Genomic DNA, 14,361 nt, shown 5'->3' with positions numbered 1-14,361 from the left:
CCTAGGCTCTGTGAACAAAATTTAAATTAATCTATTTTAGTTCTTTTTATACTTCCAATTATAAGATTTTTTTAAAATATGAATAACTATTCCTGCAAAAATCTTATTAATTTTCGCTAAAAAATATCTTAAAATATAAATAACTTAAATTTTGTCCACAGAACCTAAATTTCATAAATGTAATGACAAATGCCTATGAAACTTTTAAAGATTCAACAATTGCCGAAAAAAGAGAATTTTTGAATTTTGTATTTGCGAACCTAATATTGAAGGGGGGAAAGGTGCATTACATCCTGGCTTTTTCGTTTGATAAACTACAAGAAGTAGAGAATTGTACGGAATGGCTCCGTGTAGCGTCTATGTTACGAACCTTAAATGAATACAGATTAGCCTTAACTCAGGCTTTTGTTAAACCTTGTTATCCTTTAATTTGAAAGCTACTGATCTTAAGAATATAGTTTATTAAACAAACTATTATTAAATTTAGTAAACCAGAATTTAGAGGTAATATCAGGATTTATAAAAGCTTCAAATACTTGATTAATTGGCCTCGTGGATAAGCATTGCTGCTTTTGCGGCTGGTTGTAACTGATTTATACCATTAGTCATTTTCCCAATCTTTTTTAGGTGTGGCCAAATACCCTATTCTTTTTGCATTATAAAAATAACAAAAGGAGATTTTGATTTTTCCTCTTTCCAAGGGTATGGTTCTCCTTTTTTGCCAAGAGGATAATGAGTTTCAATTATGTTAAAACCCGCTTTTTTAAAGGATTCTTTATAATCATTTTCTGACCAATAATAGTCTTCAAATGTTAGATCAATATCAGGTAATTTTACTTTTACTAGTTTACCACTTTTTAGGTTGCTATTTTCAGGATAATCATTGTAGAAGCTATAAAGATTCTTATTAGAGTACATAGCCTCTGCTCCAGTAAGTACTACGAATATTCCATTCTTTTTCATTACTCTTTTTGCTTCAAGTAAATATTTAAGCATCTCCTTTTCGTTACTAATTTCAAAAAGTACCAAACTTGAAAAAACCAAATCATATATGTTGGAGAGATATGGTAACGCTCCATTTTTGATTAGAGAAAATTTGACTTTCGGCAATGCTTTTTTGGTTTTCTCTAGCATAGCAGAACTAACATCTACTCCTGTAACTTCATATCCTTGTTCTAATAAAAATTGTGTAGAAAGTCCTGTGCCAGAACCATAATCTAAGGCTTTAGTACCATGTACATATTGTTTTAGTAAATCCGGCAAATCCCTATACGATAAGTATCTAGAAGCACTGGACTTCATTTCTGTATATAGATCGACTTGTTTTTCTTGTTTATGATCTTGCGACTTATATAATTTGGAGTTAGTACTATTATCAGCATTTACAATAGTGTTTGTAATAATTATAATAGCACATATTAAAAAGGTTTTTAGTTTATACATAAGCCCACTCTTTGAATTTATAAATTCATAATATTATTTATCCATCATTTGTAAATTTTGGATAATTGCCCTCGTTACTTCTGGAAATTCTTGCTTATAGTAATCTCCGCCAAAATGACCTAAATTAGTATATTCATGATATTCGCAATTAAGTTTAGTATGAATATAACGCGGCTCTTCAATTGGAATCCATGGATCATCTTGCGAGGCAAATAATGAAATCCATTTTTGATTTTGCTTGATTTTTTCAAAGTCCCACGGCTTATCAAAATAACCTGATAGTTTTTCCTTTTCCATGTTAAGGTCGGTATGATAGGCACCCACTAATACCGAGCCAAATATAGGCTGTATTTCAGCGAGCCTTATAGCAGCAATAGCGCCAGTAGAATGTCCAATTAATATGGTATTTTCATCCGCTTTCAACTCATCTAATAAAAATGGCAGCCAAAAAGATGCCCTTGCTAAATCATTATCTGGGAATTCAGCTGAAATTACTTGCAGACCATTTAGCTCCAAGTCTTTTCTAATACTTGGAAACCAATTATCATTAGGGCTTCCACCCCCATTACCTGGGATCAAAATAACTTTTTTCATATTGTTCTATAATTAATTTTTAATATAATATATTAATCATAAATAAAATGCTCTAATAATAAATTTTTCTAATTTTGAGGTATTTTCTGCATCCATTTCAAAATCAGGTACATAAGGTTCATTATCCCCTCGCACTCTATTTCTATAAACTTTTATTGGAAAAGAAAATATACCCGAATTACTCGGTAATTTAACTGTTCTGACTTCCATATATAATCTATCAGCTTTTGTTGTTTTTCCTATCAAAATTACATTTGATGACATTATTTTCAATTCATCGATAAAATCAAGAGCCGCACTTACATTTTTCTCATCGATAATCACAATAATTTTGACTTTAATAGGATTCGGCAAAAGGATACCATTAGCTAATGATCTATCAAATAATACTTCTCTATAATAGGGTTCATTTTTTGCTAAGTTTTGTTCTAATCCTTCCCTGATCTTTTTAAGAAAAGGAAATTTATATTGATGATATATATTTTTAAGATACTCTAAATTACCAGGGCTTACTCGCCAATCAATATAAACATCTTTATTAGCTAAATTTCTTTTATACTCTGAATAATTTTCACCAAATAATTTATTAATAATTTGACTACCATAATCAGAATTGCCGCCTTGGTTACCTTTTAAATCAAATATTATAATATCTTTCTTTCTAAGACTTTTTAATGAATCAAGGATTAAAATAAATTCTTTTTGCTGTTTTTCATTGAGATTAAAAGTAGGTAGAGTTATCCAAACAGAATTTTTATAAAAATTACTAATTTGAAACAACTTGGATACGGGCGCATTATTTATTTCATCAAACCAATGAACGCTAAGGTGAGTATCATTAAACCTACAGGTAAAAGTTTTAATAATTTGCTTATGCCGGGTTATATCAGCTGTTTGAGAAATAGCCTTTTGTGCTTCGCTATAATTGAGTTCTAGATTTTTCCTAAAACTTGGGTCGTTATAATTAAAAATCCCAGGATGATTCTCATGAATCTGGTTATAAATAAATTTAAGATCATCATTTTTATAACTATTATTTTGACAGCTAACCAGAAAAATGAGAATAAAAAAATAAATCATATATCTATATTGCTATATCTAAAGCTTTATCGTCACCTACTACCTCTAAATAGCGCCCTTCAGGATCATAGTAATAAGCAATTGTGCTGTCTTCAAATTTGTCTAAATACCCAGACACTGTTCTATTATCAACATATTTATAATAACCGCTAGTCTCTTTTCCTCCTATAATGCAGCTATCTTTTAAAGCATATATATTTATAGTAAAAAGATAGCTTGAGCTTATTTTTGCCATAATCTCTATAAAAATACTTGATAATTTCCTCTAAAAAATATACTACTAATTTAAAATAGAAAATTACTTAAAATATGACCTTTATAGATTATCGGCATCAAGCTACTTTGTATGCTCAAGCTTATTCGAAATTAGAAATCACTGGAACTCAGTATTTAGCATTCAGAGATATACCGAATATTATAAAGAATTATGTTAAAGGTAACAAAGTGCTGGATTATGGTTGCGGAGTCGGTAAATCTACTACTTTTTTAAAGTCTTTAGAGTTAGATGTCGAGGGAGTAGATATAAATGAAGAGATGCTAAGAATAGCAAATTTAAATGACCCTAAAGGAATATATAAGTTAATAAAGAGCGGTAATATTCCTGCTGAAAATAATACATATGATTTAGTATTTTCTAGTTGGGTTATGATGGAAGTAGAATCGAAAGAAGAGCTAGTAAATATTTCTAAGGAAATTGCACGAGTTCTGAAAAATGGCGGTATTTTTATTATGTTAGTATGTAATGAAAATACTTATAATAGAGATTGGTTATCAGAAAATACAGAATTTCCTGAAAACCAAAATCTTACTAGCGGCTCTACGGTCAGAATGTTTTTTAAAAACATTGATTTAAGTATTTATGATTATTTTTGGACGAAAGAAGATTATAAATATATGTTAGATCAAGCGGACCTTAAGATAATAAATATACATCAACCTTTAGGTACGGACCAAGACGGTTACCCGTGGGTTAACGAGAAAACTATATCACCGGTTAGTATTTATGTAGCAAGTAAAAATTAGAGAGAGGATTTTATCAATTTCCTTCAGTAACGCCGTTTAATTTAATTCTATAGTCTTGTTCAAGCTGCTCGATTATTTCTATAGTGTGAAGTGGTAATTCATCAGCAAAATGTTTACTGCACTCTTCAGGGTTTTGAATAATTTTTAACGTTGAAAAGTGTTTTAAAGTAAATATCGGCTGTTTTGTTTCTACTAGATCTTGATAACCTATATACTTTTTAATTTTTTCTTCTAGAAGTTTTGTTACTTCATTACTAACTAAAGAGGAATTATTCTGTAAAAACTTATTAAGAGCAAATAATTTTTGTACATTTTCGCTTAAAAGAGAGCGATTGCTTTTAATATATTTAGGTATTTCGGCTTCTGCTTTCCATTTAACAAAATCTTGAATATGCGTTTTTTTAATATAAGTTTTTTCCGCAATTTTAGGTAATTCTTTATTGCGATATAATTGTTCAAGATTTAATAGAGCTTTTGAGTCTATTCGAGTTCCTTCTATATAGTCTAGGGGTGTTTTATTTGTTTTCGTTGAAATAGCGGTAAGGCTAGCACCATATTGTAATAATAATTTAACAATATTAAAGTTAATTTTGGATTCCGGTATTATTGCCTTACATAATGGAGTGATACCACGACAATTTTTACTATTTACATCTGCATTATTCTCAAGAAGAATTTTTGCAATATTAATAAAACCTAAGTAAACTGCCCACCCTAATGGCGTAAGTCCTACACCGTCTTGAATATTACAATCGGCTCCTTTGTTTAAAATTAGTCTAACCATTTGCTCATTTTTTTTACATACAGCCCAATACAAAGGTGTCCTATTATAAAAGTCAACCTCAGGTGTATTTAGGGGAACACCATGCTCAAGCAAATACTCAATTCCTGTAATATTATTGTCTTCTACTGCTTTGAATAAAGCTTTTGATGAGATTAGCTTAGGTATCTTCTTATGTTTATGCTGCTTTTTAGTATGTACCACTTCCGTAACCTTTCCTGTTAAGTAATGCTTTTAAAGGCGGAAAGAGATTATCAGGTAACTTATCAAGAGCAAACCACTGCCAACTTTCTACCTTATGAGGTTCTAGATTTTGTAATTCATGCTCATTTAAACAATGGCTTTTGAGAAAAACCGAAACATAATGCTTTTGCTCTTCCTCAAAAATATCATTAGTAACGGCTATAAATTCAGGGTTTTCGATTATAAGATTTGTTTCTTCTAATACTTCCCTAATGATACACTCTTCAAAAGTTTCACCAAATTCGAGATGGCCGCCTGGATTGCCGTAAGTAGATTCTCCATGAGAGCTAATGCGTTTGCCTAGTAAAATCTCATTTTTGCTGTTAAATAGGATAATACCGATACCAATACGAGGGTGATTAGTCATAAATGCTATATACAACTAGTGATTAAATTTATTATTTATATAAATTATATTAATTAGAAAAGCAAATAAATTAATCTCTTAAGTTTTCAATAGGATAAAATTACTTGACCCAAAAACACTGCTCTTTCTATCGTTCTACGTTTCACGAGTCCTTGCAGTTTTTGTCCCTTTATGTAGACCCATTTGAGGAATTTGTCGGCGGCTTGGAGATATTCAGATTTATTGAGTTTTTTGAGTAATGTGGAGTTTTGAAAGGCGGTGCTGCCGCAATTGAAGATAAAGGAGAGTAAGGCTACTTGTTGATTGGTATTTAAATAGACATAGCAATATTTATATAAAGCTATTTGAACTTCATTAATATCTTCATCAAGCAATTTCTCAGCTTCTGCTATAGTTATTTCATTATCTAAATATAACCTCTCATGAGGTTTTATAACATGTCCGTAGCCGATAGTCTTAAATCCTGCGGGACAGTAATATGGCTTAAGGCGTAGTGATTCAAACTGCTTGATCAAAGTATTATTATTAGTACTAATTAAAGTAATTTAAAGGTATCATTATGAGTCATGTAATTTGTGCTGATGTAGTGGCAAGCGTTTCTGAGCTTAAATCAAATCCTATGGGGACTATGCAGAGTAGCGGAGGAAGACCGCTTGCTATATTAAATAGAAATCAACCGGTTTTTTATTGTGTTCCTGCTGAATTATATGAAGCTATGATGGAAATGATTGATGACATTGAACTAGGTAAGATTATAGAAGAACGTAAAAACGATAAAGAAATATCGGTAAATATTCATGACCTATGAATTGACCTTTTTAGAAACTGCTATAGTAAATTGACTTGAACTCAGGACGTCGTTACTCGTCGCTTACCTATTATTTATAGGCATCGCTCCTCGCTCCTAGCCCTGAATTCAATTGAATTCACTATAAAAAGAATGGAAAAAACTAGCACCTGATATTTAGAACCAATTTAAAATTTATTTTCTAAAAATTGGATAAAATTTTTAGTTTTTAGTATAGCTTTTCTTGCTATTTCTCTATCAGAAATCTTTAATTTGGTAATTAATAATTCTCGATGCCAACTAATATATGCTTGATACGCATGACATTCATTTATATAGCTACTCAAAAGTTCATTTTCTGGTCTTATTGAGATTATTTCACCAGGATTATTTTTATTAAATTGGATTATATGAGAAAGATATTTTAGTCCTTCATCATTAGTTAGTTGCCAACATTCTAAATTAGAAAAATTACTCTTATAAGAATTTTGTTCTGACATAGCACATGTTCTAAAAAAATGAATATCATACACTGCATTCCAGCTATTATGTATAATATTTTTACCTTTTTTAATGAAGTTATTTAGCATTTTTTGTATGTTATTATCTAAAGGCCTTTCATTAAAAAAAGAATATTTAGCTATTTCAGCTACTACACCATCAATTAAACCTATATTATATGACATATTATCTATTAAAAATTTAAATTTATTAAATTGAGTTGAATGAACGTAAACTTTATTAATATAATGTATACATAATATACTTGCATATATCGGTAATAAAAACTCATATTCTTGTTTTTTATAGGATTGAGACAATATAGTTTCGTAAGGTAGTGCGTTGTAAGCATTTCTAAATTCAGGTAGATAATCCTTTAGAAATATTTCAAAGGCTTTATAATTTATTTTTTTATATTTTTCGTTTGCTTCACTTAAAGCAAAGCCAGGTACTAAAAATATTTCCTTTAGTCCTTGAAGAAGCGTTACTACATTTTTTATATTTTGATTATCATAATTATTTTCAATAGAAATATTTTTAGGATCATTTATTTCAAACTTATTTCTTACAGATATAAATTTACGTATATCGGATAAAATATTTAGATCTATATATATATTAGTTTCTATCTTTCTAAATGCATTAGTAATACATTTCTCTTTTGTCAAAGTTTGCTCAGACGAAATTAATTTTGGTGAGCTAATAACTCTAAATAAAAATAACTGTTTATTGCTTTTCATATTCTTTTACTATTATATAAAAACAGCAATTGAATTATATTTTTAATAAATAACTTATTCAAATATAAATCATACATTTTTAATATCTACTGCCCAAATAATATTACCAGCAAGCCTAAAGCAGCCGTAAACTTTTTGGGATTACCTCACCATAACTTGAGATTTGTATTTTAAGGCTGCTTAGTCTTGATCCTTCTCTTGTACTACTTTCAATGCCAAAATTGTTTTGTGACTTATGCTTCTTACCGTATAGATTAGCTGCGGCAGCTCCTAGTACTGCTCCTTTACTGCCACCGCCAAGACCGCCAAGGGCAAGCCCAAAAGCCCCTCCTACAACAGGTAATATTGTGCCAAGTCCAAACATTTTAGATTTTTACTAGCGTAAATTTTAATCTCTATCTTTATACACAGAATCTCTATTACCGATTCTAATTATTAATACAGTAATTTCTTGATCTTTAATTTGGCAGATTAATCTATAATCTCTTACTCTATAACGCCATAATTTAATAGTATTACTACCTTTAAGTTGTTTGCCATGATTTCTAGGAGATACAGAAACATTTTTAATTAAAAATTGGTAGATAGATTGTTTGATATCTTTAGTTAGTTTACTAAATTCTTTTTCACTACTTTTGGGTTTTATGAACACTTCTAAAAAGATTGAATTTTGGCTATTTTTTGCTGTAAATCATAAGATTTTTTTGAAATATGAATAACTATTCCTTCAAAAATCTTACTAATTTTCGCTAAAAAATATCTCAAAATAGTAAATCAATTAGAAATGTTCATAAAACCTAGTAAACTCAATCTTCCAAGCCATATTTTTCCTTTATTTCACTTAAAGAAATTGTTTCTTCACCTTTTTCGATTCGAGATAAAGCAAGTAATAAATCGGCTTTTTCTTCAATATAATTCTCTATTGCTTTACGAATAATGTAACCTTTCGTCCTTTCTGTTTCTTTAGCAATAGTTGAAAGAACATCATCAAGAGCCTCAGGAATTCTAGCAGTAATAACTGTCATAAATATACCAAACTTACATATAATAATATATATTATACTATATAATACAAGTGAATACAATATATTCACTTGTATTCATTAATTATTTACATTAGTTCCTCGAACTTAATCTATCAATGCCAGGCAGGTCAGGCTCACCGCGGAAGTTTGTAATGTTATTAAACTTCTCTATGCAAGTTTTGCTAGCTTTATCGCATCCAGCAACTATGGTAAATTCATCGTTTTCTTGGATAATAAATGGCATCGGTAGAACTAAAGTGACAAGATTATTATTAAAGCTTTTCACCTCCATTGAAGGCCCTACGTTTTTACCACTTTGCCATTTAATATAACCATATGTAAACCAGTCATTGGGCTGGAGTAAAGAAGTAGCAATAAAGCTTTGCTGGCTGGTTACTTGGGTTACTTTAGAACTCACTGTAAAGCCATTTTGATTAAGATTAAATTTGCACCTATGGTCACCTAAATTTGCTCGGCAGTGAGGGGTATAACTCTCGCACATTGTTTGGGATAGAAACTGGGTTAAGCCTCTAACTTCTGTATGAAATAGATTTTTATTTAAAGTAACCTCACCAAGTACCTCACGTTTTTGAATTAACTTCCCTTCATTTGACTTTTGATAGCTTACCAGAAATATCTCTATTTGCGCAAAATCATATTTACCTGCTAGTAAATATGTAAAAGATTCAGCAGTAAATGAAAGAGAATATTATAAGACAAGGATAACAGAATTAAACAAGGAGCTTATCGGCATAAAAACTAAACTTGATAAGCTTATGAATTGCTATTTAGAAGATCAATTTACCAGCGAAGAATATGACGATAAGAAAAAACAATTAAATGTGCTCGTGATAAAATAATGATGGAAATAGAAGAGTATAAATAAAGGAGACGATAGCTTTAATCAAAGGATGATCGATGTACTGCAAATAGCCGCAAACGCACATAAAACTTTTCTACTGTCGAACAATGAGCAAAAAAGACGATTAATAAAATTGGTCTTTTCGACAGTAAAATTAACAGGCAAAAACCTTGATTTTAAGCTGCATCCGCCGTTTGATTCGTTCGTAAATTTGTCGAAAATTACATAATGGCTCCCCGGGCCGGATTCGAACCAGCGACCTAACGGTTAACAGCCGTTTGCTCTACCGCTGAGCTACCGAGGAATAAACAAAGCAAGACTTCTTATAACAAATCTTTTTGCTGCGGTCTAGAGTTTTCTTTATATTTTATAACTAAATTATAAAGAAAAATTACAAAATATCTAGATGAAGATAAAATTTTAAAAAACTTTATCCGAATAATTTAATTTTTTTGTATCTCCATCGCCTGATAATTTTATCCAGTCTTCACCCTCTATAACTGCAATATCTAAGTTAGCATAGTCTAATACTGGACAATCAACAGTAGGATTATAAATTTTATCTTCGAAGTACTTAATTTTAAGATATTCAGCTAATTTAGGAAAAGTCTTAGCACTTGCCCATTTCTCTCTTAAATCTTTAGGAAGCTGTGTATAATATTCTTCGATTTTTTTAATATTATTTTTCATTATAAGCCCTTCAGTAGGAAGGGTTTGTGACAAGTCTTTTTTATAGGTTTGTGCTACAACCTGACTAGCATATAAAATTCCTGAAAGGGTTATAAAAGTTCCTAAGGGACCGAATCCTAAACTTAAACCTCCGCACACACCCATAGAAGATAGACCACCCGCTATACCACCTGCTGTTATATTTTCTCTGCTCTCGGTGTAGTTATTATATGCATTTTCAAGTTCTTTAATAATAGGCTCATATTTGGTATATAATTCTGTATCTTGGTTATTTGATTTTAATTCTTCATTTGCTTCTGGGCTTTCTAATTCTTGAAGCTCTTTCATATCAAATCCTCCTTTTAATTTAAATTGGTATGTTGATTTACTTGAGCATTCATAACAAACCCGAAGCCGATTAACATTGAAACCATCATTGTTCCGCCATATGAAATAAGCGGCAGGGGAACGCCTACGACCGGTAGCAACCCCATTACCATTGCTATATTGATAAATACGTGACTAAATAAAATCGCAGTTATACCTATCACCATTAATTTACTAAAAACAGTACGGCAATTAATAGCAATTATTAGTGAAATAATTATAACCGTAGAATATAATAAGAGTAGAAAAATTCCTCCTACAAAACCAAATTCTTCAGCAAATGTTGCAAAAATAAAATCCGTTTGATGTTCTGGTAAAAAATCTAAATGACTTTGGCTACCTTTATTTAAGCCTTGACCGAGCAGCCCTCCAGACCCGATAGCGATTTTAGATTGAATAATATTATAGCTAGCGCCGAGAGGGTCTTTTTCAGGATCTAAAAAAACCATTACTCGCTTTTTTTGATAATCATACATCATGCTCCACGCTATCGGTAGGCAAATAAGAATGCTCATACCAATTATGATAAAATATCTCATTCTAAAACCGGCGGCGAAGAAAATAAAAGCGGAAACTATAATACATATTACTCCCGTGCCAAGGTCAGGCTGCCTAATAATTAGAAAAACGGGTATTATTATGCCCATAACCGGTAATATAACTTTGTAAAGTTTATTAAGGTCTTCAAGGTTTAAAGAGTGAAAATATCGAGCCAGCATTAAAACTATGGCAATTTTGATCGGCTCTGAAGGTTGCGCTTTTATAATGCCGAGATCTATCCATCTTTTCCCCCCCATCGATATAGAACCGAATAGCTCAACACTTATTAATAAAAGAAGTACTAAAAAATAAAATATATAGGAAAATCTAAATATTAATTTCAAATCAAGCGTGGCAATTATGATAGATAGCGGCAGGAATATACAGAAATTTACTATCTGCTTATATGCCCATGGCTGAAGATTACTGTTTGAAGCAGAATAAAGAACCATAAACCCTATAACACAAATTATGGTAATAAAGGAGATTAAAGTAAGCGGGAGTTTTTTAAATTGCTCTAGATAATTTCTTTGCATTGAATTTATGGTAATAGGATTTTATAAATATGCTGTCATATTGTGGCCTCGCCCAGAAATGTACGAAGGTTCCCGATGTCATTCCGTTGATCGCAGGAATCCAGGCTAAAAAGCCTTAGCTTGTAAGGCTTTTTTCTATATAATTGTAAGTTCATCGTTACTCTTTAGCTTAAGTTTTCTGGATTCCTGCCTTCGCAGGAATGACATAAAGGGCAGTAGAAATGACATCGAAAATTCGAGCCACGCAACAATGCCTCCTCACAATGACGACTCTGATAGCCATGCTACAATGCTCCGAACTCTATTGAGGTTTAACTTGCAATATTTAAATCAGATAAACTATTTTTTAGCTTAATCTTAACTTGTTTTAAGGTTCTAGGGTTTGCATCGATAATTTCGATTTCAATATTGTCCGAAATATTTATTTTAGTACCGATTGACGGCACGTTACCGATTTTCGTGAGTACTAGCCCTCCTATCGTATCAAATTCGTCATCTTCTTCTTTTAATTTTTCGCCTATTATCCTTTCTAATACTTCAACTTCTACACGAGCATTTGAGATAACGGTGTAATTATCAATTATCTCAAAATTATCGCTATCTAATTTTTTATCATGCTCATCATCTATTCTGCCTACTATTGCTTCCATAATATCCTCAATAGTCACCATTCCGTCAGTACCCCCGTATTCATCGATAACTATTGCTATATGAGTGCGTTCCCTACGCATTTTGGCAAGTAAATCAATTAATTTTATAGAAGGTGCAGCAATTATATGTTTACGAATCAATCTTTTTAACTGAAAATTCTGTTTAGTAATTAATGCTTTAAATAAATCTTTGATATGAATAAAGCCGACTATATTGTCTAAAGTTCCGTCATATATAAGTGTCCTGGTGTGCGGGACTTTTGCTTTAATTATTTTATTTAACTCCTCTAAATTTGTTGTTAGCTTTATTGCCGCAATATCAGACCTTGGAATCATTATATCTTCAACAGTTTTACCTTCCAATTTTAAAAGATTCGTTAAAATATTACGCTCGTCTAGCGTCATTTTCTTGCTATTAAATTTAAGCTGTTTGATGGTAATGGCAAAATCATCTTTTACTTTTGTTTTACCTAAAAGATTTATAAAAGAAAATTTAATAGACGATAGCAATTTTTGTGAAGCGGAAATAATTTTGTGTTTACTAGTCATTTGATTAATAAGGTGAGGAAATGTTGAAATAATTTAATATTTTAATTTCTAGATTTTCCATAATATTTGCTTCTTCATCATTTTGATGATCAAAGCCGATTAAGTGTAAAATACTATGGGTTAAAAGATGAATAAAATGATTTTCAAAAGTTTTTTTTTGCTCAAAAGCTTCCTGGTAAATTGTTTCATAACCGAAGGCTATATCGCCTAAATACAAATAGGGAGTACCTACTAGCTTAGAGTTTTTTGCAACCAAATCATTTAAATGCAAATTTCGCCAGTCTAATTCTGCATGTGGGAAAGAAAGAACATTTGTAGCTTTTTCCTTATCACGAAATTGGCTATTTAAATCTAGCATCTTTGGATTGTCCGTCAATAAAATTGATAGTTCAAATTGCTCTATATTAGCAAAATTATTAAATCGCTGTAATATATTATAAGTAATTTTTTTAATTAAAGCCTTGTTAATTAACTTATACTCTTGCCATTTTTTATAATTTTTTATAATTTCTATGTTAATTATCATGTGGATTTTGGCTAATGAGTTTTGCTAGGCCGATGTTTTTAAACTATTATTATAATTATTTTTCAATTGTTGAAAATCCTCATCAGCATGATAGGAAGAGCGAGTTAGGGGGCTTGCCGAAACCATTAAAAATCCCTTAGTTTTGGCAACTCTTTCGATATACCTAAACTCTTCCGGCGTAACATATCTGGCAACTTCGGCATGATTTTTAGTAGGCTGTAGATATTGACCGATGGTTAGGAAATCAACTTTTGCTTCTCTTAGATCATCCATTACCTGGATTACCTCACTCGTTTCTTCACCAAGCCCGAGCATCATCCCGGATTTAGTAAAAATTTCAGGAGACAGTTTTTTGATATTATGTAATAAACTCAAAGAATTATAATATCTTGCTCCCGGTCTGATTTTTTTATATAGAGCAGGAACTGTTTCAACATTATGGTTAAATACGTCAGGTTTAGCCTTTGCTATTATTTCTGCCGCTCCGTCCTTTCTTAAAAAATCAGGAGTTAAAATCTCAATTGTCGTATTAGGAGAAGAATGCCTGATTTCTTGAATACATTGAGCAAAATGCCTGGCACCGCCGTCTTCTAAATCATCACGATCAACAGAAGTGATGACTACATGCTGAAGGTTTAATTTTTTCACTGCCTCGGCAAGGCGCTGAGGTTCATGCGGGTCAAGCAAGTCAGGCTGACCGGTTGCGATGTTACAAAACCTACAAGCTCTAGTACAAACAGAACCTAAAATCATAACGGTTGCGTGTTTTTTTGACCAGCATTCTCCTATGTTAGGGCAGGCAGCTTCTTCACAAACCGTATTTAGTTTTAGATTTTTTATTAGCTCTTTTGTTTCATGATATTGCTTAGATACCGGAGCTTTTACTTTTATCCAATCAGGTCGTTTATTTAACATTGATATATATATATACTATAGTCAATTGAAGTATTGTTGCATAACTACCGGTATCGTCATTGCGAGGAGGCACTTATGCCGACGTCGGTAGTCTCATACAACAACGCCTTATAACTCTAAAATATGCGATAAAAATTATGAGG

Annotated in this window: 19 protein-coding genes and 1 tRNA gene; 2 read left to right on the top strand and 18 right to left on the bottom strand. The window is 31.2% G+C overall.

The annotated features are described in order from the left end of the window. Window positions 1–642: 642 nt before the first annotated feature. Genes OTR29_RS05960 through OTR29_RS05945 form a run of 4 tightly spaced genes read right to left on the bottom strand, consistent with a single transcriptional unit; the run spans window position 643 to window position 3,352 of the window. Entirely contained in the window at window positions 643–1,443 is an 801-nt protein-coding gene (locus OTR29_RS05960) for a class I SAM-dependent methyltransferase (protein ID WP_422229967.1), read from the bottom strand. Window positions 1,444–1,476: 33 nt separating this feature from the next. Next, complete coding sequence (locus OTR29_RS05955) at window positions 1,477–2,037, bottom strand: RBBP9/YdeN family alpha/beta hydrolase (protein WP_422229965.1); 561 nt, start codon at window positions 2,035–2,037, stop codon at window positions 1,477–1,479. A 36-nt stretch (window positions 2,038–2,073) separates the two neighbouring features. Beyond that, window positions 2,074–3,117: a S41 family peptidase gene (locus OTR29_RS05950; protein WP_422229963.1), complete on the bottom strand. Its 1,044-nt coding sequence runs from the start codon at window positions 3,115–3,117 to the stop codon at window positions 2,074–2,076. Between the two features lie 4 nt (window positions 3,118–3,121). Continuing rightward, a complete protein-coding gene (locus OTR29_RS05945; protein WP_422229961.1) occupies window positions 3,122–3,352 on the bottom strand; it encodes a hypothetical protein in 231 nt (76 codons plus the stop codon). 74 nt (window positions 3,353–3,426) lie between these two features. Between OTR29_RS05945 and OTR29_RS05940 the strand changes: the two genes are divergently transcribed. After that, on the top strand, window positions 3,427–4,140 hold the full coding sequence (locus OTR29_RS05940; RefSeq protein WP_422229959.1) for a class I SAM-dependent methyltransferase: 714 nt from the start codon (window positions 3,427–3,429) through the stop codon (window positions 4,138–4,140). A 13-nt stretch (window positions 4,141–4,153) separates the two neighbouring features. Here OTR29_RS05940 and OTR29_RS05935 read toward each other — a convergent pair whose 3' ends face one another. The 3 genes from OTR29_RS05935 to OTR29_RS05925 all read right to left on the bottom strand — a co-directional run bounded on the left by OTR29_RS05935 (window position 4,154) and on the right by OTR29_RS05925 (window position 6,046). Further along, window positions 4,154–5,125 carry an ankyrin repeat domain-containing protein gene (locus tag OTR29_RS05935; RefSeq protein WP_422229957.1) on the bottom strand — a complete coding sequence of 324 codons (972 nt, stop codon included), beginning with the start codon at window positions 5,123–5,125 and terminating at the stop codon, window positions 4,154–4,156. Beyond that, a complete protein-coding gene (locus tag OTR29_RS05930) occupies window positions 5,112–5,531 on the bottom strand; it encodes a nucleotide triphosphate diphosphatase NUDT15 (RefSeq protein WP_422229955.1) in 420 nt (139 codons plus the stop codon). Before OTR29_RS05930 ends, OTR29_RS05935 begins: the two co-directional genes overlap by 14 nt. 86 nt (window positions 5,532–5,617) lie before the next feature. Next, a complete protein-coding gene (locus tag OTR29_RS05925; RefSeq protein WP_422229953.1) occupies window positions 5,618–6,046 on the bottom strand; it encodes a lysozyme in 429 nt (142 codons plus the stop codon). A 44-nt stretch (window positions 6,047–6,090) separates the two neighbouring features. Here OTR29_RS05925 and OTR29_RS05920 point away from each other — a divergent pair, with 44 nt between their 5' ends. Next, on the top strand, window positions 6,091–6,339 hold the full coding sequence (locus tag OTR29_RS05920; RefSeq protein ID WP_422229952.1) for a type II toxin-antitoxin system Phd/YefM family antitoxin: 249 nt from the start codon (window positions 6,091–6,093) through the stop codon (window positions 6,337–6,339). A gap of 167 nt (window positions 6,340–6,506) precedes the next feature. Here OTR29_RS05920 and OTR29_RS05915 read toward each other — a convergent pair whose 3' ends face one another. From OTR29_RS05915 to lipA, 11 genes are all read right to left on the bottom strand, one after another. Continuing rightward, window positions 6,507–7,559: a hypothetical protein gene (locus OTR29_RS05915; protein ID WP_422229950.1), complete on the bottom strand. Its 1,053-nt coding sequence runs from the start codon at window positions 7,557–7,559 to the stop codon at window positions 6,507–6,509. Between the two features lie 115 nt (window positions 7,560–7,674). Beyond that, entirely contained in the window at window positions 7,675–7,923 is a 249-nt protein-coding gene (locus OTR29_RS05910; protein WP_422229948.1) for a hypothetical protein, read from the bottom strand. A gap of 24 nt (window positions 7,924–7,947) precedes the next feature. Beyond that, window positions 7,948–8,211 (bottom strand): type II toxin-antitoxin system RelE family toxin, encoded by a 264-nt coding sequence (locus tag OTR29_RS05905; protein ID WP_422229946.1) that lies wholly within the window; start codon window positions 8,209–8,211, stop codon window positions 7,948–7,950. 154 nt (window positions 8,212–8,365) lie between these two features. Beyond that, the gene (gene relB, locus OTR29_RS05900) at window positions 8,366–8,584 is read right to left on the bottom strand and encodes a type II toxin-antitoxin system RelB family antitoxin (RefSeq protein ID WP_422229944.1); all 219 of its coding nucleotides are present in this window, start codon (window positions 8,582–8,584) and stop codon (window positions 8,366–8,368) included. Between the two features lie 91 nt (window positions 8,585–8,675). Then, complete coding sequence (locus OTR29_RS05895; RefSeq protein WP_422229975.1) at window positions 8,676–9,215, bottom strand: DUF2163 domain-containing protein; 540 nt, start codon at window positions 9,213–9,215, stop codon at window positions 8,676–8,678. 460 nt (window positions 9,216–9,675) lie between these two features. After that, window positions 9,676–9,750 (bottom strand) — tRNA-Asn (locus OTR29_RS05890). A gap of 116 nt (window positions 9,751–9,866) precedes the next feature. Next, the gene (locus OTR29_RS05885; RefSeq protein WP_422229942.1) at window positions 9,867–10,463 is read right to left on the bottom strand and encodes a hypothetical protein; all 597 of its coding nucleotides are present in this window, start codon (window positions 10,461–10,463) and stop codon (window positions 9,867–9,869) included. Between the two features lie 14 nt (window positions 10,464–10,477). After that, the gene (gene rodA / locus OTR29_RS05880; protein WP_422229940.1) at window positions 10,478–11,578 is read right to left on the bottom strand and encodes a rod shape-determining protein RodA; all 1,101 of its coding nucleotides are present in this window, start codon (window positions 11,576–11,578) and stop codon (window positions 10,478–10,480) included. Window positions 11,579–11,889: 311 nt separating this feature from the next. After that, entirely contained in the window at window positions 11,890–12,777 is an 888-nt protein-coding gene (locus OTR29_RS05875) for a hemolysin family protein (RefSeq protein ID WP_422229938.1), read from the bottom strand. Between the two features lie 4 nt (window positions 12,778–12,781). Then, entirely contained in the window at window positions 12,782–13,300 is a 519-nt protein-coding gene (gene ybeY / locus OTR29_RS05870) for an rRNA maturation RNase YbeY (RefSeq protein ID WP_422229973.1), read from the bottom strand. A gap of 27 nt (window positions 13,301–13,327) precedes the next feature. After that, window positions 13,328–14,218, bottom strand: coding sequence for a lipoyl synthase (gene lipA / locus OTR29_RS05865; protein WP_422229936.1), 891 nt, complete (start codon window positions 14,216–14,218; stop codon window positions 13,328–13,330). Between the last annotated feature and the right edge of the window lie 143 nt (window positions 14,219–14,361).

Origin of the sequence: Rickettsia endosymbiont of Halotydeus destructor (assembly GCF_049278075.1) — a bacterium.
In the GTDB taxonomy this organism is placed as follows: domain Bacteria; phylum Pseudomonadota; class Alphaproteobacteria; order Rickettsiales; family Rickettsiaceae; genus Rickettsia.
Note: the sequence above shows the minus strand (reverse complement) of the source record. Positions and strands in the feature narration are given on the sequence as shown.